Source organism: Paenarthrobacter nitroguajacolicus, from assembly GCF_029952445.1.
GTDB classification, from domain to species: Bacteria; Actinomycetota; Actinomycetes; order Actinomycetales; family Micrococcaceae; genus Arthrobacter; species Arthrobacter nitroguajacolicus_B.
In genome coordinates this window covers 23,756-44,586 of sequence record NZ_JAQPPK010000004.1, presented here as the reverse complement: position 1 = coordinate 44,586, position 20,831 = coordinate 23,756, and the positions used below count along the sequence as shown (strand labels likewise).

At 62.8% G+C, this 20,831-nt stretch carries 16 protein-coding genes; 7 read left to right on the top strand and 9 right to left on the bottom strand.

The annotated features are described in order from the left end of the window. Nucleotides 1-101 precede the first annotated feature (101 nt). The 3 genes from PJL15_RS03750 to PJL15_RS03740 form a co-directional block, all read right to left on the bottom strand. Entirely contained in the window at nt 102-3,950 is a 3,849-nt protein-coding gene (locus PJL15_RS03750) for an NPCBM/NEW2 domain-containing protein (protein WP_281449875.1), read from the bottom strand. Nucleotides 3,951-4,086: 136 nt separating this feature from the next. Continuing rightward, nucleotides 4,087-4,743: a response regulator gene (locus PJL15_RS03745; protein WP_281449874.1), complete on the bottom strand. Its 657-nt coding sequence runs from the start codon at nt 4,741-4,743 to the stop codon at nt 4,087-4,089. Further along, the gene (locus PJL15_RS03740; RefSeq protein WP_281449873.1) at nt 4,740-6,020 is read right to left on the bottom strand and encodes a sensor histidine kinase; all 1,281 of its coding nucleotides are present in this window, start codon (nt 6,018-6,020) and stop codon (nt 4,740-4,742) included. Before PJL15_RS03740 ends, PJL15_RS03745 begins: the two co-directional genes overlap by 4 nt. A gap of 195 nt (nt 6,021-6,215) precedes the next feature. Here PJL15_RS03740 and PJL15_RS03735 point away from each other — a divergent pair, with 195 nt between their 5' ends. Both PJL15_RS03735 and PJL15_RS03730 read left to right on the top strand, forming a co-directional pair. Beyond that, nucleotides 6,216-7,295, top strand: a complete 1,080-nt coding sequence (locus PJL15_RS03735; RefSeq protein WP_281449872.1) for an ABC transporter permease — start codon at nt 6,216-6,218, stop codon at nt 7,293-7,295. A 24-nt stretch (nt 7,296-7,319) separates the two neighbouring features. Then, nucleotides 7,320-8,021: an ABC transporter ATP-binding protein gene (locus tag PJL15_RS03730; RefSeq protein WP_281449871.1), complete on the top strand. Its 702-nt coding sequence runs from the start codon at nt 7,320-7,322 to the stop codon at nt 8,019-8,021. A 48-nt stretch (nt 8,022-8,069) separates the two neighbouring features. Here PJL15_RS03730 and PJL15_RS03725 read toward each other — a convergent pair whose 3' ends face one another. Further along, nucleotides 8,070-8,468, bottom strand: a complete 399-nt coding sequence (locus tag PJL15_RS03725) for a winged helix-turn-helix transcriptional regulator (protein WP_281449870.1) — start codon at nt 8,466-8,468, stop codon at nt 8,070-8,072. 83 nt (nt 8,469-8,551) lie between these two features. Between PJL15_RS03725 and PJL15_RS03720 the strand changes: the two genes are divergently transcribed. After that, complete coding sequence (locus PJL15_RS03720; RefSeq protein ID WP_281449869.1) at nt 8,552-9,157, top strand: NAD(P)-dependent oxidoreductase; 606 nt, start codon at nt 8,552-8,554, stop codon at nt 9,155-9,157. A gap of 40 nt (nt 9,158-9,197) precedes the next feature. On the opposite strand, the gene PJL15_RS03715 is transcribed toward PJL15_RS03720, so the two are convergent. From PJL15_RS03715 to PJL15_RS03695, 5 genes are all read right to left on the bottom strand, one after another. Beyond that, nucleotides 9,198-10,643 (bottom strand): phytoene desaturase family protein, encoded by a 1,446-nt coding sequence (locus tag PJL15_RS03715; RefSeq protein ID WP_281449868.1) that lies wholly within the window; start codon nt 10,641-10,643, stop codon nt 9,198-9,200. Next, the gene (locus PJL15_RS03710; RefSeq protein ID WP_281449867.1) at nt 10,636-12,153 is read right to left on the bottom strand and encodes a glycosyltransferase family 87 protein; all 1,518 of its coding nucleotides are present in this window, start codon (nt 12,151-12,153) and stop codon (nt 10,636-10,638) included. Before PJL15_RS03710 ends, PJL15_RS03715 begins: the two co-directional genes overlap by 8 nt. 130 nt (nt 12,154-12,283) lie before the next feature. Further along, nucleotides 12,284-12,424, bottom strand: a complete 141-nt coding sequence (locus PJL15_RS03705; RefSeq protein ID WP_281449866.1) for a hypothetical protein — start codon at nt 12,422-12,424, stop codon at nt 12,284-12,286. Between the two features lie 606 nt (nt 12,425-13,030). Next, on the bottom strand, nt 13,031-13,612 hold the full coding sequence (locus tag PJL15_RS03700) for a histidine phosphatase family protein (protein ID WP_189018653.1): 582 nt from the start codon (nt 13,610-13,612) through the stop codon (nt 13,031-13,033). Then, the gene (locus tag PJL15_RS03695) at nt 13,609-15,078 is read right to left on the bottom strand and encodes a CCA tRNA nucleotidyltransferase (RefSeq protein ID WP_281449865.1); all 1,470 of its coding nucleotides are present in this window, start codon (nt 15,076-15,078) and stop codon (nt 13,609-13,611) included. Before PJL15_RS03695 ends, PJL15_RS03700 begins: the two co-directional genes overlap by 4 nt. Before the next feature lie 196 nt (nt 15,079-15,274). Here PJL15_RS03695 and PJL15_RS03690 point away from each other — a divergent pair, with 196 nt between their 5' ends. The 4 genes from PJL15_RS03690 (at nt 15,275) to trxB (ending at nt 20,815) form a co-directional block, all read left to right on the top strand. Then, the gene (locus PJL15_RS03690; RefSeq protein WP_018778494.1) at nt 15,275-15,778 is read left to right on the top strand and encodes an NUDIX hydrolase; all 504 of its coding nucleotides are present in this window, start codon (nt 15,275-15,277) and stop codon (nt 15,776-15,778) included. 26 nt (nt 15,779-15,804) lie between these two features. Continuing rightward, entirely contained in the window at nt 15,805-17,820 is a 2,016-nt protein-coding gene (gene murJ / locus PJL15_RS03685) for a murein biosynthesis integral membrane protein MurJ (protein ID WP_281449864.1), read from the top strand. 140 nt (nt 17,821-17,960) lie between these two features. Next, nucleotides 17,961-19,628 (top strand): ABC transporter substrate-binding protein, encoded by a 1,668-nt coding sequence (locus PJL15_RS03680; RefSeq protein WP_281449863.1) that lies wholly within the window; start codon nt 17,961-17,963, stop codon nt 19,626-19,628. 230 nt (nt 19,629-19,858) lie between these two features. After that, nucleotides 19,859-20,815: a thioredoxin-disulfide reductase gene (trxB, locus tag PJL15_RS03675; protein ID WP_281449862.1), complete on the top strand. Its 957-nt coding sequence runs from the start codon at nt 19,859-19,861 to the stop codon at nt 20,813-20,815. The last annotated feature ends 16 nt before the right edge of the window (nt 20,816-20,831 follow it).

Here is a 20,831-nt window from a genome sequence, read left to right as displayed (position 1 = left end):
TATGCCCGGTTCCCCTGACAGTTTCTTGTCGTGCCCGGAAGATGGCCACCGCCTGCCGTCCCGGATGGAGGCGGCAGGCGGCGGCCATCAGCACAAGCAAGTTATGGAGCGCAGGTGAACTTGGCATCACCCCAAACGCCGTGTGCGCCATTGATGGAACCGGAAGGCTCAACAACCAACTCCACGTAAGCCACGCCAGTCAGGTCAACGGACACGGACTCCGGAGCGAATCCCGGCGTGTACGTACGCGACTGGTACTTGTTAACCCCGTCGGCATCGACCTTGAAGATAATGTTGCCGCCGAAGCCGCTTTCGAGACCCACTTGTGAGGTGAATGAGGTGCACTTTCCACCCACGTAATACGTGATCTTGGAAGCCGCATGGACGCCCAGCCCCTTGGTGAAAACAGGCTGCTGGCCAATGGTCGGATCGGTGTAATTGATGGCAAGCGGCTTGTCCGGGGAGGACGCCGAGTCCTTATTGGCGACGTTCTTGCCGATCACGCCGTAACCGTTCAAAGCCTGCACCCACGGAGTTTCCGAGGCATATGCCGTTCCGTGCGGTACATCGGGCAGCGGCTGTGAAACCACCTTCCAGTCGAAGAACTTCACCCGGGTGTCGGTGGGCAATGTGACCGAGGCAAGCTCCTTGGTGGGGTTCAGACGGACTGTGTTGGAAAACGCCTGGTACTTGTATTGCGTGTACTCCGGAGAGGGTCCGTTGGCATTGTTTCGGCCTTGCTCGGATACCGCGAGCGTGGCCCCGTTCAGCACTGAGGGCTGCAGCCAGTTGGGGAAGAAGATGGACTGTTTCTCTATGCTTCCATCGGAATATGTCAGTGTCAGCACCGGGCTCGTTCCGTTGCCGACAGCGGCCGAACCCAACACGGCCAGATGCGTTCCCTTGCCCTTTACGGAGATTGTCTGCGCAGACAGCGCCACGGAGTTGGGGACGTCCGGTCCCACTGCCGGCCACGTGTAGTCGACTTGCGTCGGCTTCCCTGCATCTACAATCACGGCGCTGCCCGGACGGACACCGCCTGCCGGAACTGTAGCGGCAGCCAGCTGCTCGGCAGCGAAGGTGGCGCCACCGCCGTCGAAGTTTCCGAGGGCCTTGCCGGCCACCGTGGTGACAGAGACGGTGTTGTACGCCGCTGCCAGGGAACCGTAGGCGACGTAGATCTGGTTGCCGCCGGTCACCGATTGGGTCGAGCCGGACGCACTGTACGACGCCGATACCCGCACCGTCTGTTGACCCGCCTTCGCGCTGGAGCCGGGCTTGATGACGAACGTTCCGGTGGTTGAAGCGCCGGCTTCCACCTTGGCCGCCGTTGCGCCGGAGGACGAGACGACGGTCCAACCTTCAGGAAGAACCGGAGTGAGGACCACGTTGGCCTTGGCCTTGGATCCCGTGTTCACGAAAGCCGCCGTAACGGTGGTTTCTTGGTCCTGGAACACTTGCTGCCCGGTTGTCACGCGAACTTCGGCAGCGGTGTCTTCCTGGCTCTTGCCGCCCAGCGGACCGGCCTGCTGGAGCTGGACTGTCGCGGACTGGTTGGAGGCGATTGATCCGGTCTTCACCCAGATGGTCCCGTTGTTGGCCTCATCGAAGTACCAGCCCGTGGTTGCTGAAGCGTAGGCCGCCTGGGTGGTGTGCTGGGTGAGTTTGGTTCCGCCGATCTTGACGTCCTTGGGTGCAGCGCCGGCATGGACTTTCAGCTCATAGGGCCGGGCCGCAGCCTTGCCGGTGTATTCGCCCTTCCTTTCACCGATGGACACCTTGACACTGCTGTTGCCTGTACCCGGGGCGTCCACTGCGAAGACCTGGCTTGAAGACTTGCCGTCCTTGAACTCGCGGGTGACCTTGTCGTCTTCGTAGAGCGTGAAAGTGTCCTGGCCCTTGGCGTAGACGTCCAAGGTGATCATGGAATCTTCCGGCACCAAGGACGCATTGCGGGCCACTATGCCTTGCGGGATCACCGCTCCGGCCCGAACGAACACTGGCAGCTTGTCCAAGGGTGCGTTGTAGCCGTTGAGGATCTGACCGCCCTGGTAGAGCTTGCCGGTCCAGTAATCCACCCATTGCTGGCCGGCAGGGAGGAAGATGCCGTTGCGGACATTGGTCTGGGTGAAAACGGGTGCCACGAGGAAATCGGAGCCCAGCATGAACTGGTTGTTGGCTTCGGCACCGTAGGACCACTGCTGCTCGGGGAACTCCAGGGCCATGGAACGCATCATTGAAACGCCGCTGGTGGATGATTCCTGGGCCAGCGTGTAGATGAAGGGCATGAGCTGCTGGCGGAGCTGGAGGTATTGGCGATTGATTGCCGTTGCTTCTTCGCCGTAGAGCCAAGGACGCTTGTCCGTCGCGGCCCAACCGGACATGGAGTAGAGCGCCGGAGCGAAGGCCTTCCACTGGAGGTCGCGGACGTAGGACTCCGGGGAGCCGCCGAAGATGCCGTCGACGTCGCCGGTGGTGAAAGCCAGACCCGAGTTACCGGCTCCGGTGAGGGCCGAAACCTGCCAGCGAACGGCGTCGAGGTTTCCTGAATGGTCACCCGTCCACTGCATGCCGCAGCGCTGGGAGCCTGCCCAGCCTTCAACCATCAGAGAGGTGCCGCGGGCTTCCGAGAACTGTTCAATCCCGTCGTGCGCGGCCTCGCATCCGGTGAGGGCTTGGCGATAGCCCTGGCCCACCCACGCGACGTCGAGCTTGCGGAGCCGGACCCCGGCCTCGCCCACTTCGTATTCCTGGTTGGTCAGGGAGCGCTGCGTCCAGAGGCCCACCTTGAGGTCGGTTTCTTCCTCGATGTTGCCCACGGTTTCCGGGAGCTGTTGGTACTCACAGCCGTAGCCGTCGTTCACCAACATCCAACCGGCGGGCATGTCGTTCTCCACGAACTTCCGCGCTGTTTTGATAGCGTCGGGGGTCCGCTGCTTGGCGCCGTCGGGATCGCCGTAGCCGGAGGAGGAATACCCCGGGTTTGAGCGGTTGTAGCAGTCTGCGTCACCGTATTCCAATGCGTAGACCGGAGGCATCATGGGCTTGCCGGTCAGCGTGGTGTATGCGCCCAAAGCCTGCTTGTAATCGCCCACGAAGTAGTACGCATCGAAGCGCTCTTCCTCGTGGGTAGTGGTTGGATCGCCGCCGAAGTTGTAAGAGCCCCGGGCAAACGTGTCGCGAAGGACGCCGTAGCCCATGGACGACATGTAGTACGGCACTGCGTTGGGGTAGCCGTCGTCGTCCCAGTCGAAGTTCTTGGCGATGTTGATCAGCGCGCCGGTGTGGACGGAACGGCCATTCTGCATGCCGCCGCCAATGAATTGCTCGCCGTCCTGCTGCTTGAGGTGCTGCGTGGCCGAGTTGGCGCCGAACGTGATGGGCGCGGACTCTTCCAACACCAGTGATCCGTCCGCCCGCAGCACGCGGAGCTGGGTAGTGGTCTTGTTGATTTCCACACTGATTTTCGCGGTCTGGAGGACCAGCGAAGCGCCGTCGATGACCGCGGGTTTGGTCCCGGCAAATTTGTCCTTGCCCACCACGATGTTCGCGGTCCTGGCCGGATCGCCCTGGTCGGTGTTGGCCGGGTCCGTGAACTTGCCGCTGGGGTCCGCTTCCAGGCGGAAGTTCCCATCATCGAGGAAGGTAACGCGGATAGCGCCCTTTTCGGTGGAGAGGTCGACGATGTTGCCGGACTGCGTGAAGCCGGTCACCGCCCCAAGGGGTACCCCGGCGGAGTCCACGGGAACCTCCGGCGTCACGGCTTTGATGGTGGCGGGGTCGCCCGGAGCCGCGTCGGCGGCCGCGATAGTCAGGGCTGGGATGGATCCGGCAAGAAGCAGGGAAGCCAGACCGAGGGCAGCAGCCTTCGTGGTTAACTTCCTGGCTTTTTGGGTTTTCCCGCGACTGCTGGGGACAGCACGGGATAGCCCTGTAGAGGGTGCGGACATGAGGGGCCAACTTTCGACGAGTGACAGTTTGTGATCTAACTCATAGCGAAACGTGCACTAATCGTCACTGCTTCCAGGCCAAAGGTCAACCGTTTAACAAAAATTGATGCGCCATCCCAAGCGAAATATGGGTGCGTCAGTGGCCGCGGATGATCCGGCGTTGCGTGGCGGTTGCGATAGCCGCGGTACGGTTGTCCACCCCGAGCTTCGAGTAGATGTGCACCAGATGCGTCTTGACGGTGGCCTCGGAAATAAAGAGCTGCTTGGCGATTGCCCTGTTGCTCATCCCGGTGGCGAGCAACTCGAGCAACTGGACCTCCCTGCCACTCAAAACCTGTGAGGGATTCCTGATCTGGCCCATCAAACGGGCCGCAACCTCCGGTGCCAACGCAGTCTGCCCCGCGGCGGCCGACAACACGGCCTGCCGGATCTGCTCCGGGGGCGCATCCTTGAGCATGTAGCCGCTGGCACCGGCCTCAACGGCGGCGAGTATATCGGCGTCGGTGTCGTAAGTGGTCAGAATCAGAACCGGCGGCGGGGGAGTTCCAGCCTCTCCGGCCCTGATCTTTTGCGTGGCCGTCACGCCATCCATCCCACTACCCATCTGCAGGTCCATGAGCACCAGGTCCACGGGTTCCCCGAGGGTGTGGAGCTTGCCCAGTTCCGCAAGCGCGGCGTCACCATCAGCAGCCTCGGCCACAACGTTCACACCCGGAAAGTCGCCGAGCATGGCGCGGAGTCCGGCCCTGACCACGGGATGGTCATCCACCAGCAAAACCCGGATGCTGCTCATTGCGTTCCTTCCCCGTTGGGCAACGGCACGCGGATGGCCACTACCGTGCCCTCGCCCGGCGCTGATTCCAGGTCCAGCCTGCCTTCGAGCGCGGCCAGTCTTTCGCGCAGGCCCAGAAGCCCGACGCCGGTGCCGTCACCACGCGCGGCGCCGATCGCCGTCGTCGGCTCAAAGCCCACGCCGTCGTCGAAAATGTCCAGTGTCACCTCGGAACCGAGGAAGGACAGGGTCACGACGGCGGCACGCGCCTTCGCATGTGCCCAGACGTTCGCGAGGGAAGCCTGGGCGGCCCGAAGCAGGGTGGTCTGGTAGGTATTTGGCAGCTCAACCGGGGTGCCCACCAGTTCAAAGCGGCAACGCAACGCGGTCCCACGGGCAGCTGCCTCTGTTTCGGTCTTTTCGCAGAGCCGGCGGAGCGTATCCACGAGGCCTGAGTGCTCAAGATCCGGCGGCCGCAACCCCCGAACGAAACTGCGGGCCTCCGCCAGATTGACCGAGGCCGTGTCCTGGACAATCCTGAGCCGGTCCTTTGCTGATTCCGTGTCGCCACCCTCCAACGCTTTCTCGGCGGATCTGCCCATCAGGACGATACTGGAGAAACCCTGCGCCAGGGTGTCGTGGATTTCACGGGCCAGGCGTTCGCGCTCGGCCAGCATCCCGGCGTCGTGCTGCGTTTGGGCGAGCTCGTCGCGGGTCCGGCGCAGTTCCTCGGCGACAAGACGCTGGTTCTCCGCCTCCAGGAACAATGCCCGGTACGCAAGGCCGGTGACAACGGCGAAGGCTGCCCCCAACACCGGTCCGAGCACCATGGCGAGCTGCAAGCCGCCGTCGGCCGAACCCCTGCTGTGGAACCACAAAGCACCCACCAGCAGGACGGTGCTCAGCGCAATGGCGGGCAACGCCAGGCGGCGCGGGAGCAGGTGAAGCTGCAGGAAGAAGAGTGGGAAGGCCACCCAGGCGAAGTCTGCGCTGACCAGCAGCAGGAGCAGCCAGAGAAGCATGACGGCGGCCAACCACCAGAGCGCATATGGCGTCGGGTTGAACCTGGAGGGGTCGCCCGCATGCCGCTTCTCGAGGATGGTTCCAGCGAGGTACACCAGAGCCAGCAGGGCTGAGAGCCCCAAGCCGGCGATCACGGCCACCGGAGAAGGAGCCCCGGCGGCGCCAACGCCGGCCACCAACCGGACGATCGCCACCAGCAGCAGCACGGCAAAACCAACGTGCAGGCACACGCGCAGGACGCGGAGGATCGTGGTGGCGCCGGTGGGGGACTGCATGCCTTCCAGCGTATCCCCGGCCACCGCCCGGCCAGCCCGTTTTCCCTGCTGCGAGGCCTGAATCAACCATTTGGATGACCCCCGCTTCAACCTCCCGGCGCGCGCCAATCCATCCGGCTCCCGATGCCCGGGAGGCCCATCGCCGGAAGAGTTGAAAGCACCGGGACCAAGCCCGCATCCAACAGAAGGAATCCGATGTTTCTCGCCATCCGCGACATCCGTTTCGCCAAAGGCCGATTCGCCCTCATGGGCAGCGTGGTCGCGCTCATCACGTTGCTGCTCGTCATGCTTTCCGGGCTGACGGCGGGATTGGGCAACCAGTCCACGTCGGCCATAGCTGTCCTGCCTGCGCAGCAGATTGTCTTCGGAGCGCCTGCGGGCGGCGAACCGAAGGCTTCCTATACGGAATCGGAAGTCACCGCGTCCCAGCTCCAGACCTGGCGTGAACAGCAGGGCGTCAGCTCGGCGCAGGCCTTGGGGATCAGCCAATCCCGCGTTCAATCCCTGGCCGACGGCGGTATCCCGAGCGGCACGGCGAACGTCGCAGTCTTCGGCGGCGCGGACGCTCCGTCGACTGTGGAGGACGGGACCGTCGTCGTAGGCGAAACGCTGGCCAAGGAGCTCAACCTGGCAAAAGGCAGCCGGCTCCGCCTGGGCGGCACCGATCTCACCGTTGCTGACGTTGTGGAGGACCAGTGGTACTCGCACACTGGCGTCGTGTGGACCACGTTGGACACCTGGCGGTCCATCGCCCACGCCGCCCCCGGCACGGCCACCGTCCTGGCCATTACTTACGACGGCGGTGCTTCAGTCAACGTCGACGCCGCCAACGCTGCGGCGGGCACAGTCAGCACGGATCCCATCGGATCCTTCCAGGCGCTGGCCTCCTACAAGAGCGAGAACGGATCACTCCTCCTCATGCAGGCCTTCCTCTATGGCATCTCCGCGCTGGTGATCGTGGCCTTCCTGACGGTGTGGACCGTGCAGCGTACCCGCGACATCGCCGTGCTCAAAGCCCTGGGCGCTTCCTCCGGTTACGTGCTGAGGGACGCGTTGGCGCAGGCGGCCCTCGTGTTGCTGGCAGGTGCAGCGGTAGGCGGAACCGTGGGCCTGGCAGGGGGAGTGCTGGCCGCCCAAGCCGCGCCATTCCTGGTCACCCCGCTCACCACGCTGCTGCCCGTAGCCGGGATCGTCCTTCTGGGCCTCGGCGGCGCGGTTCTGGCTGTCCGCAAGGTCACCACCGTGGATCCGCTGCTTGCACTCGGCGGCAACTAAAACATTCTTCGAAAGGTATACATCATGAACAACGCACTGAGCCTCGTCAATGTCTCCCTTGAGTACCCCGATGGTGGATCCACGCTCAAGGCTTTGGACTCCGTTGACCTGGTGGTAGGCCGGGGGGAATTCCTCTCCCTGGTTGGCCCCTCAGGCTCCGGCAAGTCTTCCCTCCTGGCCGTCGCCGCGACCCTGATCAAGCCCACCGCCGGCTTGGTGGTGATTGACGGCCAAGACGTTTCGGGTCTCAAAGAGGCTGAGCGGACCGCCCTGCGCAGGGACAAAGTGGGCATCATCTTCCAGCAACCCAACCTGCTGCCGGCCCTGACCGCCGTCGAGCAGTTGCTGATCCGTGAGCATCTGCGCGGCAAGCCCTTGAAGGATGCGCGGCGCAAGGCGGTGGAACTGCTTGACGTGGTGGGCCTGTCCGCGACCATGCACAAGAGGCCGCACCAGCTCTCGGGCGGGCAGCGTCAGCGCGTGAACATTGCCCGGGCCCTCATGGGGAGTCCCACGGTCCTGCTGGTGGATGAACCCACCGCCGCGCTTGATCACGAACGGAGCGAATCGATCGTCCGGCTCCTTCGCAAGGTCACCGACGATTTCCGGACGGCAACCGTGATGGTTACCCACGACACCGAGTTCCTGCCCCTCACCGACGCAGTCGCGACCATGCGCGACGGACGGATCAGCCGCGCATCAGTTCCGTCGATCCTGCCCAACTAAGTAACAGCAAACGTCGCTACGGTGCCTCATTGGAACAAGAGCTGTCACTTACTTGGGTGAGGCGAGAAGGGCTTCGTCCTGCGCATCGTCGTAGGCGTCGCGCGCTTCCATGATGGTGGGCACGTGGCTCTCGGCCCATTCGCGCAGCATGGACAACGGCTGCAGCAGGGACTCGCCCATGGGGGTCAGCTGGTAATCCACGCGCGGCGGCACTTGGGCGTACACAGTCCTGGTGATGAGGCCGTCGCGCTCCAAAGTCCGCAGCGTCTGCGTCAGCACCTTGGGTGTCACGACGTTCACCATCTTGCGCAGCTCGGAAAAGCGCACCGGCCCGTCGCCGAGGACCTGGATCACCAGAGAGGCCCACTTGTCGCCGATGCGCTGGAAGATCACGCGCGACGGGCAATTGGGATCCAGGATGTTCGCGGGGAGGTCTTTAGTATCCATGAGGTAACTGAGTTCCTTTGAAGCTATCAGTATCCAATGGATACCGTTGTCTTATTGCAAGGATACCAACCCCAAGGAGAGCAATGAAAATCGCAGTCTACGGCGCAACGGGCATGGTCGGCAGCCAGATCGTCAACGAATCCATCACCCGTGGCCACGAGGTCACCGCCATTTCCCGCAAGGGTGCAGAGGTTCCCGGTGCCGCAGCCCAGGCTGCTGACCAGGCCGACGCCCAGACGTTCGCGTCCATTGCAAAGGATCACGACGTCGTAGTGCTGGCGACGGGTCCCAGCCGCACCGGCGGTGACCATGCAGAATGGCTCAACGCCATGTCCACGGCCTTCAGCAACGCCGAAGGAACCCGACTGATGATCGTGGGCGGCGCGGGCACACTGGAAATCGACGGCGTCCGCCTCCTCGACTCACCGGACTTCCCTGAGGCCTACAAGGCTGAAGCCACCACTGCAGCCAAGGCCCTGGAAGCCGTGAAGCAGACCCCCGAGTCCCTCGACTGGACCGTCCTGGCACCCGCACCCGTTATCCAGCCCGGAGAACGTACGGGCGAATACACGGTTGCCAAGGACTCACCTGCCGGCAGCACCATCTCCACGCAGGACTACGCCGTTGCCATGCTGGATGAGATCGAAAGCCCTGCCCACCGCCGCGCCCGTTTCACGGCAGCCAACTGACCCCGGTCGGTTTTAGGGCAGCGGTTAAGGCCAGCACCGGCTAAAGCCCCAGGCCCAGCCCGGGTACCTGCGCGTTGAATATGTCCTTGAGGGCATGTTTCGCCGCATGGTATCCGGGCATTCCTGTAACCCCGGGCCCGGGCGGAGTTGATGATGAGCACAGGTACACGCCGGCAATGGGTGTCCTCCACGGCACATTCGACACCACCGGCCTTTGCACCAAGCCGCGCAAGTCGAGCATTCCTGCGCTGAAGTCCCCACCCACGTAGTTTTCGTTGTACGCGGACAATTCCGCCGCCGTCGTGGTTTTGGATGCCACCACAACGTCACGGAACCCTGGGGCGTATCGCTCTATGCGGGCAGTGACGGCCTCGGCCATGTCCACCGTGGAGTTGGCCGGAACGTGGCAGTAGGTCCAAAGCACGTGGCGCCCGGCAGGGGCCCGGGTTGAATCCACCAGGGACGGTTGGGACACCAGGACATAGGGTTCCTCGGGGTGCCTGCCCATGTCCACCAGGTTTTCCGATTCAGCCATGGCTTTCCGCGAACCGCCCACGTGCACTGTTCCGGCTTTCGCCAGGCCCGGGTCGCGCCAGGGGACGGGACCGGAGAGGATGAAATCCACCTTGCAGGCAGCATTCCCGAACCGGAATGCTTCAAGCGAACGCCGGTAGCGGTCCGGGAGCTCGGATCCGCCCAAACGAACCAGCGTAGGCGGGGCAACATCCAGCAAAATGGCTTTTGCGGGGCGGACCTGGTCCAGCGAATCCACGCGCTCACCCACCTGGATGGTCCCGCCGTGGGAGGTCAGGTCATCCGCCATCGCCCTCGCAATGGACATTGATCCGCCAACAGGCACTGCCCAACCGCCGGCATGGGCCAGGACGCTGAGCAGTAGCCCCGCTCCGGTGGAACTGAGCGCCGGCTGCGATCCGAGGGCATGGGACATGACACCCGTCAGAAGTGCTGGAGCTGCCTCCTCCTCGAAGCGCCGGTTCCACGCAGGCGTGCCCTGGTCCAAGGTGGCCAGGCCGAACAGCAGGGCGGCCAAGGGATCCTTCGGCAGGCGTAATAGTTGGTTGGAGGTGAATTCCACAACACCGTCAACCCGTGCCAGCAAGGGTCCCAAGAGCCGGCCATAGGCGGGACCATCCACGCCAAGCTCCGCAACAGTCCGCTCCAAGGACTGATAGGCCAACGCGGCGCCACCAACGTCCAAGGGGGTCCCGTGTTGAACTTCGGGGATACGAAGTTCAACACGTCGGGAGAGCTCGAACGCGCGGAAGAACGGTGAGGCCAGGGCCATCGGATGCACTGCGGAGCATACGTCGTAGAGGTAGCCGGGCTCGATCAGCTCGGTGGTGCGCGAACCCCCGCCGATGTCCTCAGCGGCCTCGTACACTTTCACGTCCAGGCCCGCACGGGCCATGACCACTGCAGCTGCAAGCCCATTCGGTCCGGCACCGACGACGGCGACATCAACCATCGCTGCTTACCTCCGATCGCTGGGCTGCTTTGCCTTCGCCGGTCGCCGTGGCGTGTTGCGGACGCCAAGGGAGCTCAGAGCGCGATGGGCGGAAGATGTCGATACGCAACCAGTCCCGCGCGCCGTCGAAAGGTCCGCCATGGGGATCATCCTGGCCGGCGAGCCGCAGGGGATCGTGGGCAGGGCTCCAGATATCCATGGCAACGCGGGCCATTAAGTACGCGGTGACCACCATGTGGAGGCCCACGGCAAGGACGTAGTAGGACATATCAAGGTTGTGCTGGACGGACCCGCCACTGGTGGCTTGTCCCAAGTACATCCAAACGGCCGCCCAGTGCAGGCCTTCGGCTGCTTGCCAGATGAGGAAGTCCCGCCAGCGGGGTCTTGCCAAAGCCAGGAGTGGAATGAGCCAAATGACGAACTGCGGGGAGTAGACCTTGTTGGTGAGGATGAAGGCAGCGACGATAAGGAAGGCCAACTGGGCAATGCGCGGACGCTGTGGCGCACACAAAGCCAGGACCCCGATGAGCGCGCAGGCGGCAATGAACAGGTAGAGGGCCAGCGTATTGATGGTCGCGGCGTTCATCTGCGTCCACTGCAGGCGATCAGCCACCAGGTTGTACGCGAACCACGGCGAGCTGTAACCGGCGGGACGGGATTGGGTGAACTCGAAGAAATACCGCCACCCGGAGGGGTTCATCGCGGCGAGAGGCAAGTTCACTGCCAGCCAGGACGCCAGTGCCGCCCCAGCGGTGACGAAAAAGACCCGGAGCTTTCCGCTGCGCAAAGCCAGGACCAGGACCGCACCCAGGATCAAAATGGGATACAGCTTGGTTGCGGTACCAAGGCCGATACATACACCGGCGAGGATCAAGTTGTCCCGGGCGAAGAAGTACATGCCCAAGGCCAGCAAGCCCACGGCCCACATGTCCCAGTTGATGAAGCCGGCAAGGATGATTCCGGGGGCCACGGCCACCATCGCCGCGTCCCACGGGCGGCGCTTGTTGATCCGGGCCGTCAGCAGGACCGTGACGATCCAAACGGCCACGATCAGCGTGGCGTTGACGTCGAAATACCCAAGGATCCGCTCGCTTCCCACACCCCGGCCGGGAACCAAAAGGGCAGTGATGCCAGCAATGATCCCCATGAGAACCGGGTATTCAAACAGGCTGCCCTGGGTGAAGAACGGAAACACGCCATCGCCCAAGCCCCGGTTCTTGAAGAGCTCGGGGAAGTCCGAATAGCAGGTGGCATAGAACTGGCCTGGGGTGTCCCAACCGTTGACCCGGCAGTAGTCCTTCACGAGCACGGCCAGAAGAGCTGCGATCACGGTAAGGACAATGAGCACCCGTTCAACGGTGAACGGGTGCGCCGGGACCTCGCCAGGGGAAGAATGCTTGCCCAATGGGCCGCCCACAAGCTCCGTGAAGTTTCGAAGCAGGGAGTCACTGCGGCTGGGGACTACAAAGCGGGCACTTTTTCGTTGCCGGTGCGGCTTCGTCTCCTGCATGAATCGAGCTTACAGTCATGCCCGAACGCGACCCAGTTAAAAGGGAGGAGCCCACGCGTAGCCGCGTGGGCTCCTTGAGGTTCAGCGTGAATGTGTGGCATCTGAACTCCTTCGTGGCCGGCTCAGGGAATCAACGGATGAGTCCCATCTGGTGCAGGACAACGTAAACGTCTTCACGGCGCTGGTCGAGCAGCTGGCCGTTAAACAGTGTGCGTTCCTTGGGAGCATCGCTGCTCTTGTAGAAGCGCATCTCTTCGGGGCGCTTTCGCATGGTTCACCTCCTTTCGCTGGTAACTCATCGGAATTTGGGCGCAACAATTAAAGGCCATTGAGATTAATAAAAATCAACGCCAAAAGAGGGCACAAATAGCCGAAGACAAATAAAGGGATTTAGCGGACCGAACCAGGAAAAACCTGGATCGCCTGCACAATTGCGCGTGCTTCCGGCAGTCGACCCAACAAGAAGCTGGTTCCGAACTATGGGGAAACTGCGCACCCGCGGCATGCTGCGTGGGTCCGCGCCTACAACTGACTACTCAGCCATCCAGGGAAAGGATGGCCATCTATGAACACCGCCGACAATACGCCGGGCCAGTGAATCAGGAGTGGGTCAGAGAGTTAAAAATGGCGTCGATCATCAGCAGAGGCCGGGGTAGCAGTGACGGTCAACTTCCGTCCGCTAGTCAAAGTAATCATTTTCCCAACCTCCTTTTCCGGTCACAGGGACCTGCTGTGGCATCTTCCCGGATGACTGACCGGTGAATGCGCGCCTGGTTCCCGGCGGGTCGCTCTGGGAACAAGATACAAACTACCCCATGAAGTTGGAGTTTGACCAGCACAATTGGCTAATTCGCCAAAAGTTTTTCCAAATTAATTTCTAGAGGCCCCAGCGGACAATTGCCGGAGTGCGTTTGTCCCACCCAAGGGTGCATACCTTCGCAGTCCCGAGAATGAAGTGCCGTCCTTCGCGCGCGTCCATTTCGAGCCATCGCGCGGTGAGAATCCGGGAGAAGTGTCCGTGGGCCACAACCAGCACATTGTCCATGCCCGATTCCAGGACCCGGCCAATGATCTTGTCGGCCCGCGCAGCTACCTCGTCCAGCGTTTCACCGTTGGGCACGCCGTCGGTCCAGATGAGGTAGTCCGGGTTGTCCTTACGGATCAGGTCCGAGCTAATGCCTTCGTAGTCGCCGTAATTCCACTCCACAGCCAGCGGTTCGTGGACAGCATCCGGGTAGCCTGCCAGCTCTGCAGTCCGCCGGGCACGGCGAAGCGGTGAGGTCAGGACAAGGTCGAAGTCGATGCCCTCCAACACTTTGCGTGCCTCCACGGCCTGCTGCTCGCCCTCAACGGTGAGGGGGAGATCGGTCAGACCTGTGTATTGACCGCTTTTGGACCATTCAGTCTCGCCGTGGCGAAGGATCCAAAGTTGCGGACGCGGGGAAGTCACTGCGTTCATGAGGGCTCCTCAGTTTCGGTCAAAGGCTCGACGACGGCGGACTCGGGTTGCGCTTCCCACCAAGCCAACAGCTTTTGCTCGGCTTCCTCCGGTGAGAGTGGGCCATGTTCCATCCGCTCTTCGAGGAGGAACTTGTAGGCACGTCCCACTACGGGTCCTGGTTTCAATCCCAGCAGGGCCATGATCTGCGCTCCGTCAAGGTCGGGCCGGACAGCGGCCAGCGATTCCTGTTCCAGGAGCGCCGCGATGCGATGCTCAAGGTCATCGTAGGCGAAGGCCAGACGGTCGGCCTTGCGCTGGTTACGCGTGGTGACATCGGAACGGGTGAGCCTGTGCAGGCGTTCCAGCAAGGGACCGGCGTCGGTGACGTAACGGCGCACCGCTGAGTCGCTCCAGCCGGCGTCGCCGTAGCCGTAGAACCGCATGTGCAGTTCAACCAGGCGCGAGACAGCCTTGATCGACTCGTTGTCGAACCTCAGCGCTTTCATTCGCTTGGCGGTCAGTTTGGCGCCCACCACATCATGGTGGCGGAAGCTCACCGCGCCGCCCGGTTCGAAGCGGCGCGTAGCCGGCTTGCCGACGTCGTGCATCAACGCAGCGAACCGCAGCACAAAGTCGGGGCCGGGGACCGGACCGTCGGGACCTGTTTCCAGCGCAGCAGCCTGCTCAAGGACCTGCAGCGAGTGCTGGTACACGTCCTTGTGGCGGTGGTGTTCGTCGGATTCGAGCCGGAGGGCAGAAACCTCTGGAAGCACGAACTCGGCAAGCCCGGTATCCACCAGCAGGTCGATTCCGACACGCGGGTGGGCACCGTTGATGAGTTTGACCAGTTCCTCGCGAACACGCTCCGCGGAAATGATCTTGATGCGGTCGGCCATTTGGGACATGGCGAGCCGGACGTCGTCGTGCACCGACACGCCCAACTGGGACGCGAACCGGGCTGCGCGCATCATACGCAGGGGATCGTCGGAGAAGGAAGCTTCCGGCGCGCCCGGCGTTGCCAGCTCGGAGGCGTGCAGATCGCGTACTCCGCCAAAGGGATCCACCAGTTCCAGGCTTGGCAGTCGCAGCGCCATGGCGTTGATGGTGAAGTCGCGGCGCAGGAGGTCGTCGGTAAGGGAGTTGCCGAACGCGACTACCGGCTTGCGGGAATCGGGGTCGTACGCCTCGGCGCGGTACGTGGTGATTTCGATCTGGAAGCCGCTCTTACGCATTCCGATGGTGCCGAAGGCACGCCCGATTTCCCAGAAATTGTCCGCCCACTTCTTGATGATGGCGATTGTCTGGTCCGGCGTCGCATCCGTGGTGAAGTCGAGGTCCGGGGAGGTCCTGCCCAGAAAGAGGTCACGTACGGGTCCGCCCACCAAAGACAGCTCGAATCCGGCATCGACAAAGCGCTGCCCGAGGTCGAGCACCACCGGATCGATGGTGAAGTTAACAGAAGAGCTGTCCAATAGGTGCGCCATAGTCCCTTAAGCTTGGCAGATTTTTGCGCCGCATTGGGCCACTGTTCCATGCGAAATCAGGCATGCGTCCGCCGGGCATCTTCTGCAGTCCATCTTGTGGCCATGTCCCGGTCATCACTCCGGGGCAAGAGTCGTTAGAGTGGACCACATGGCCAACCCGATACCGAGCGCTCCCGGCAGGAGGACAAACGCACCGTTGCCGTCGGCAATCGGTGCCCACGTCGCGCCTGCCCCGCAGCACCCGGTGCAGGCTTCGCTGCCCACAGTTGAGGAAGTGTCCGCGGGCGGCGTTGTGGTTGACACGTCCGACGGCGAACTCCGGGTCGCGATCATCGCGCGCCTTAACAGGGGTGGCCGGCTCGAGTGGTGCCTGCCGAAGGGACATCCGGAGGGCCGGGAGAACAACGAAGAAGCCGCTGTACGTGAGATCGCCGAGGAAACCGGGATCGAAGGCAGCATTCTGGCACCCCTTGGAAGCATCGATTACTGGTTCACCGTGAGTGGCCACCGCGTCCACAAAACGGTTCATCATTTCCTGCTCAGGGCAACGGGCGGCGAGCTGACCATTGAGAACGATCCGGACCAGGAAGCCGTGGATGCTGCGTGGGTTCCCATCCAGGAATTGGCCCGAAAGTTGTCCTTCCCGAATGAACGCCGCATCGCCGACCTGGCACGGGAAGTGCTGCCCGAACATCTCTGAGCCGGGTACATGGGACGATAAAGGCGATGTCTGAAGCCAAAACAACCCAGTCCGTTCAATCCGGAGAAGCACGTTCCAGCGCCATCATGGCTGCGGGAACGTTGGTTTCCCGGTTCCTTGGCTTCGCCAAAACCTGGATGCTCGGTGCCGCCCTGGGCCTTGGCTCCACGGTCAATGACACGTTCATTAACGCGAACAACCTGCCGAACCTGATCTTCCTGCTGGTGGCCGGTGGCGTCTTCAACGCCGTCCTGGTTCCGCAGATCATCAAGGCCAGCAAGGCTCCCGACCGTGGCGCGGACTACCTCAGCAGGCTGCTGACGTTGGCTGTGCTGGTGCTTCTTGCGCTCACGGCCCTGGTGACCCTGGCAGCACCGATCGTCATCGACCTCACAACCCAGGGATACTCCGAGCAACAAAAAGCCTTGGCGGTCACTTTCGCCCTGTGGTGCCTCCCGCAAATCTTCTTCTACGGGCTCTATGCCCTGCTGACGCAGGTCCTCAATGCCCATGGTGCGTTCGGTCCCGCCATGTGGGCTCCCATCCTTAACAACGTGGTGGCCATTGCCGGCCTCGGGTTGTTCATCTGGATCCTCGGCGCCAACATCACCAACCCTCACACACTGGATAATTGGGGACCGACTCAAACCTTCCTGCTTGCCGGGTTCTCCACGTTCGGCGTGGTGGCACAAACGGCCATCCTGCTGATTCCCGTGTTCCGATTGCGCCTGGGCCTCCGGCCCCGCTTCGGCTGGCGCGGCGTTGGACTGGGCCAGGCCGCCAAGCTGAGCGTATGGACCCTGGCGACTGCCGCCGTCGGGCAGTTGGCATTCCTGTACATCATGAGGATCGCGACGATCCCCGGTGCGGAACGCCTCCGTCTGGACAACGCAGGGGATAAAGCAGCTGCGGCCGTGCTTCCCGGCAACGCCGTATTGGAAGTGGCAAGCCAGCTCTACCTGTTGCCGCACTCGATCATCGCCCTGTCGCTGGCAACGGTCCTCTTTAACCGCATGGCGCGCGCCTCCCAGGACGGAAATAAAGCAGAACTCCGGGATGCCCTGTCGCATGGCCTCCGCACCATGGCAGTTGCCACAGTCTTTGGTGCCTTGGCGCTGTTCGCCCTGGCCGGACCCTTGGGAATGTTCTTCTCCGGTGGTGAGCCGCGGGACGGCGTCATGCTTGCACAGACACTCACCATCCTGGCGCTCAGCACACCATTCCTTAGCGCGAACTTCATGATGTCCCGCGTGTTCTACGCCAACGAGGACGCCCGCACGCCGCTGTATGTCCAGTTGTGGCTGGCGGTGATCTACGTTGTGGGCGCCTTCTTCATCCAATTCCTGCCCGTCGGCCAGATCATTTACGCGATCGCCATTCTCTACACGCTCGGCAACATTCTCTCCGTGGTTATCAGCGTGGTGTTCCTGCGCCGACTGCTGGGTCACCTCGACGGGCCCCGGATCGCCAATTCGTACATCCGCATGGGATATGCCGGCCTCGGTTCTGCGCTTGCCGGCGCTGCGGCCCTGTGGCTCCTGGGCTCCTACCGTGCCGACGGCTTCGCGTGGAGCAGCCGCCCGGCCGCCTTGGTGACTGTCGTCGTCGTCGGGCCTGTCATGCTGCTCGCTTACCTGGTCCTGCTGCGCGTGTTCCACGTCACCGAACTTCGTGACCTCCTGCGTCCGCTGATGAGCCGGCTCGGCCGTGGCGCCCCGGCGCCTGAATCCGCGGGCGGTGTGGAACCCACGACGGCGGCACGGGCCACGGTCTCGGACGATACCGGTTTGATTCCGCGCATCTCGGGCGAGTTCGACGCCGCGTCGTTCCGCGCGGGGCCGGCAGTGGCACCCCAGCGTGCCCCCGAACCGGCCAGGGGCGAACCGGACGCCCCGAAGAGCTATCTTCCGGAGGAAGACGAACCCAGCACAGCCCGGGGAGGCAGGTTCCGTCCATCAGTGCCGCTTCCGGGCAGGCGGACCTACCAAGGCGACGCCGGCCGGAATCCATACTTCCCTGCCGAGCGAAACCGCAGGAAGTAAGCCGGTGGCGCCAACATGGGCGCTGGGCATCAATCCGCTAGGCTAGAAACGAATATAGGTAGTTGCAAAAGCGGTTGAACTGGCTCGCCGGGCCATCCGTGTGCAGGACCCGCAGCTCCCGGACAGCCTAGGAGGAACACGTGTCCCACCCGATCGACGTCGGATCAGTACTTGGCGGCCGCTACAAGGTCACGGCCAATGTGTTGACCTCGCATGACCAAGATCAGGTGCTCGACGGCGTGGACCAGGTCCTCAACCGTCCCGTGAGCATCCTTGTTGCGGGCCCCGGAAATGCCGAACAAGTTGCCCAGAGTGCTCGCGAAGTAGCCACAGGGGAGCGCCCGGGACACGTCCAGATCCTGGACCTCGGCATCAGCGACAACACCACGTACCTGATCACCAACCACAGCACCGCACCGGACCTGCTGGACCTGGTGGTGGCCACCAACCCGCCATACATTGAACCGTTCTTTACGGAAACGCTGGGCAGCGAAATCTTCGGCCAGCCCCGCACGTACGAGCCCGAAACCTACGACGGCCTCTACGAGGACGACGAGCACGACGCCGAATACATCCAGTACGACGAAAACGGCTACGCCATCGCCCCTGAGGCGGATGAGGAGCCCGAACCCGCAGCACCCACGCGTAGCGCGCCGCATGTACCCCCGATGCCTGCATCGAACCCGTCGTCGTCCAAAAGCGGTATCGCGGGCAAGCTGGCCGCGGCCGCAGCCGGTGCTGGCGCGGCCGGTGTTGCAGCCGCTGCCGCGCTGAAGAACGCCGGTTCAAAAAACCACGACGCCGATGCTGCCGCCGCGTCCGGTGCGGGCGTGTCCGGTGCGGGCGCCACGTCCGGTGCGGCCAGGCCTTCTACGGCGACCGAGCCGCCCACGCAGGCTGTTTCGTCCCAGCCGATTCCTTCGCGGGACGCTCCCAGTCGCGAGCAGGCACCTGAGCCTAAGGTTTCCCTCTGGTCCGAAGAGGACTACGGCTTCACGGAAAGTGGTGCCGCTGCTGGTGGCGCCTCAGCCGCGGGTGCCGCGGCTTCCAACCGAGGCAACGACTCCGGTTACGACCGGGCGGCAAGCAGCTTCCCGGCGTCGTCGGCTGTCACGGAGGATTACTCAGACCAAGACGACGTCTACGAGGATGAGGCTCCCGAAAAGGAACCACGGTCGCTGCGTTGGCTCGTGGGAGGTCTCCTGGCTGCCGTGTTGATCGTAGGGCTCGTCCTGGCTGTCACCAATTTGGGAAGCCTCCTGCCCAGCGGCAAACCGGCCGCCACCCAGACCACCTCCACGCCTCAGTCTTCTGAGACTCCCAGCGAAGAACCCCCGCCCACAGAGACTGCTGCGCCCGCGGTTCCGCCGGCCATTGGGGAGATCACCCGACTGGGTAACTTCCCCTTCGCGGCCACGTTCGATAAGGACCTAGGCAAAGCCTTCGACGGCAACGCTGCGAGCTACTGGTCGGACATGGAGTTTGCTACGGCGAACTGGGGCGGACTCGCCGAGGAAGTGCCCCTCATGATCAAGCTGAAGGAACCGGCGGACGTCAAGTCCGTGGTCCTCAACCAGCTTGGCGGCTCGGGTGGAAACATCAGCGTCTTCACCAATGATCGTCCCGCCATGGACGGTGCCAAGCTCGTGGGCACCAACAGCTTCACTTCGCCGGAACTGACCATACCCCTGGCTACGCCCACGAAGGCCCAGTACGTAATTGTCGTCATCAAGGCGCTGCCCAAGCTGGCCGCCCCCAAGACGCAGTACGGTTTCGGCCTCCGACTGGCTGAAGTAGCCGTTCAGTAGCAGCACCCCCTGCCCTTGCAGGAAGGACCGTTTTGATTCGTCAGAACGGTCCTTCCTGCTATCCGCATTAGCGTCACCGCTTTAGATATGGCACGTGTCCAGACGGTACCCTGAATGATGGTGGCTTTTAGGGTCTCCAACTCCAACGGAATATTTGGAGCGCATCAGGGGTTGAGTCAGGTGGCTGCCCCGAAAGCCGCAGCATCGACTAAGGAAGAGGTTCACGCCACGTGAGCATTGCAGAAAACAGCGCATCGCAGGTGCGTGACGTCATCATCGTAGGTTCAGGCCCTGCCGGCTACACAGCCGCTGTATATACCGCCCGCGCCAACATGAAGCCTCTGCTTATCGCTGGTTCGGTCACTGCTGGTGGCGAATTGATGAACACCACCGATGTTGAGAACTACCCGGGATTCCCTGACGGCATCATGGGTCCGGACCTCATGGAGAACTTCGAGAAGCAGGCTGCCCGTTTCGGCACTGAAATCCAGTTTGAGGATGTCACCGAACTGGATCTCGACGGCGACATCAAGACGGTCACTATCGGCACGGGGGAGACGTTCCAGGCGAAGGCCATCATCCTCTCCACGGGTTCGGCGTACCGCGAGCTTGGCCTGGCCAACGAGAAGCGACTCTCCGGCCACGGTGTTAGCTGGTGTGCAACCTGCGACGGTTTCTTCTTCAAGGACCAGGACATCGCCGTAATCGGTGGTGGCGACTCCGCCATGGAAGAAGCTCTCTTCCTCACCAAGTTCGCCAAGTCCGTCACGGTGGTGCACCGCCGCGACACGCTCAAGGCCTCCAAGATCATGGGTGACCGCGCTCAGGCCCACGAGAAGATCAAGTTCGTCTGGAACACGGCCGTTGAGGATGTTCTTGGTGAAGACAAGGTCACTGGCCTGAAGCTGAAGAACCTGGTGGATGGAACCGAGTCCGAACTCGCCGTCACCGGTGTGTTTGTGGCCATCGGCAACGATCCCCGCACGGACCTGATCAAGGGCAAAGTCGACCTCACTCCGGAGGGAACCATCGCCGTCGAGGGTCGCAGCTCCCGTACCAACATCAAGGGTGTCTTCGCTGCTGGCGACGTCATCGACCCCACCTACCGCCAGGCCATTACGGCTTCCGGTTCCGGATGTGTGGCCGCCCTCGATGTTGAGCACTACCTCGCAGACCTGCACTCCTAAGCTGCCACCAAGCAAC

Bases quoted from the DNA above. Each gene is read 5' to 3' on its own strand.
- PJL15_RS03750 (WP_281449875.1), bottom strand. From the start codon at position 3,950: ATGTCCGCACCCTCTACAGGGCTATCCCGTGCTGTCCCCAGCAGTCGC.
- PJL15_RS03745 (WP_281449874.1), bottom strand. From the start codon at position 4,743: ATGAGCAGCATCCGGGTTTTGCTGGTGGATGACCATCCCGTGGTCAGG.
- PJL15_RS03740 (WP_281449873.1), bottom strand. From the start codon at position 6,020: ATGCAGTCCCCCACCGGCGCCACCACGATCCTCCGCGTCCTGCGCGTG.
- PJL15_RS03735 (WP_281449872.1), top strand. From the start codon at position 6,216: ATGTTTCTCGCCATCCGCGACATCCGTTTCGCCAAAGGCCGATTCGCC.
- PJL15_RS03730 (WP_281449871.1), top strand. From the start codon at position 7,320: ATGAACAACGCACTGAGCCTCGTCAATGTCTCCCTTGAGTACCCCGAT.
- PJL15_RS03725 (WP_281449870.1), bottom strand. From the start codon at position 8,468: ATGGATACTAAAGACCTCCCCGCGAACATCCTGGATCCCAATTGCCCG.
- PJL15_RS03720 (WP_281449869.1), top strand. From the start codon at position 8,552: ATGAAAATCGCAGTCTACGGCGCAACGGGCATGGTCGGCAGCCAGATC.
- PJL15_RS03715 (WP_281449868.1), bottom strand. From the start codon at position 10,643: ATGGTTGATGTCGCCGTCGTCGGTGCCGGACCGAATGGGCTTGCAGCT.
- PJL15_RS03710 (WP_281449867.1), bottom strand. From the start codon at position 12,153: ATGCAGGAGACGAAGCCGCACCGGCAACGAAAAAGTGCCCGCTTTGTA.
- PJL15_RS03705 (WP_281449866.1), bottom strand. From the start codon at position 12,424: ATGCGAAAGCGCCCCGAAGAGATGCGCTTCTACAAGAGCAGCGATGCT.
- PJL15_RS03700 (WP_189018653.1), bottom strand. From the start codon at position 13,612: ATGAACGCAGTGACTTCCCCGCGTCCGCAACTTTGGATCCTTCGCCAC.
- PJL15_RS03695 (WP_281449865.1), bottom strand. From the start codon at position 15,078: ATGGCGCACCTATTGGACAGCTCTTCTGTTAACTTCACCATCGATCCG.
- murJ (WP_281449864.1), top strand. From the start codon at position 15,805: ATGTCTGAAGCCAAAACAACCCAGTCCGTTCAATCCGGAGAAGCACGT.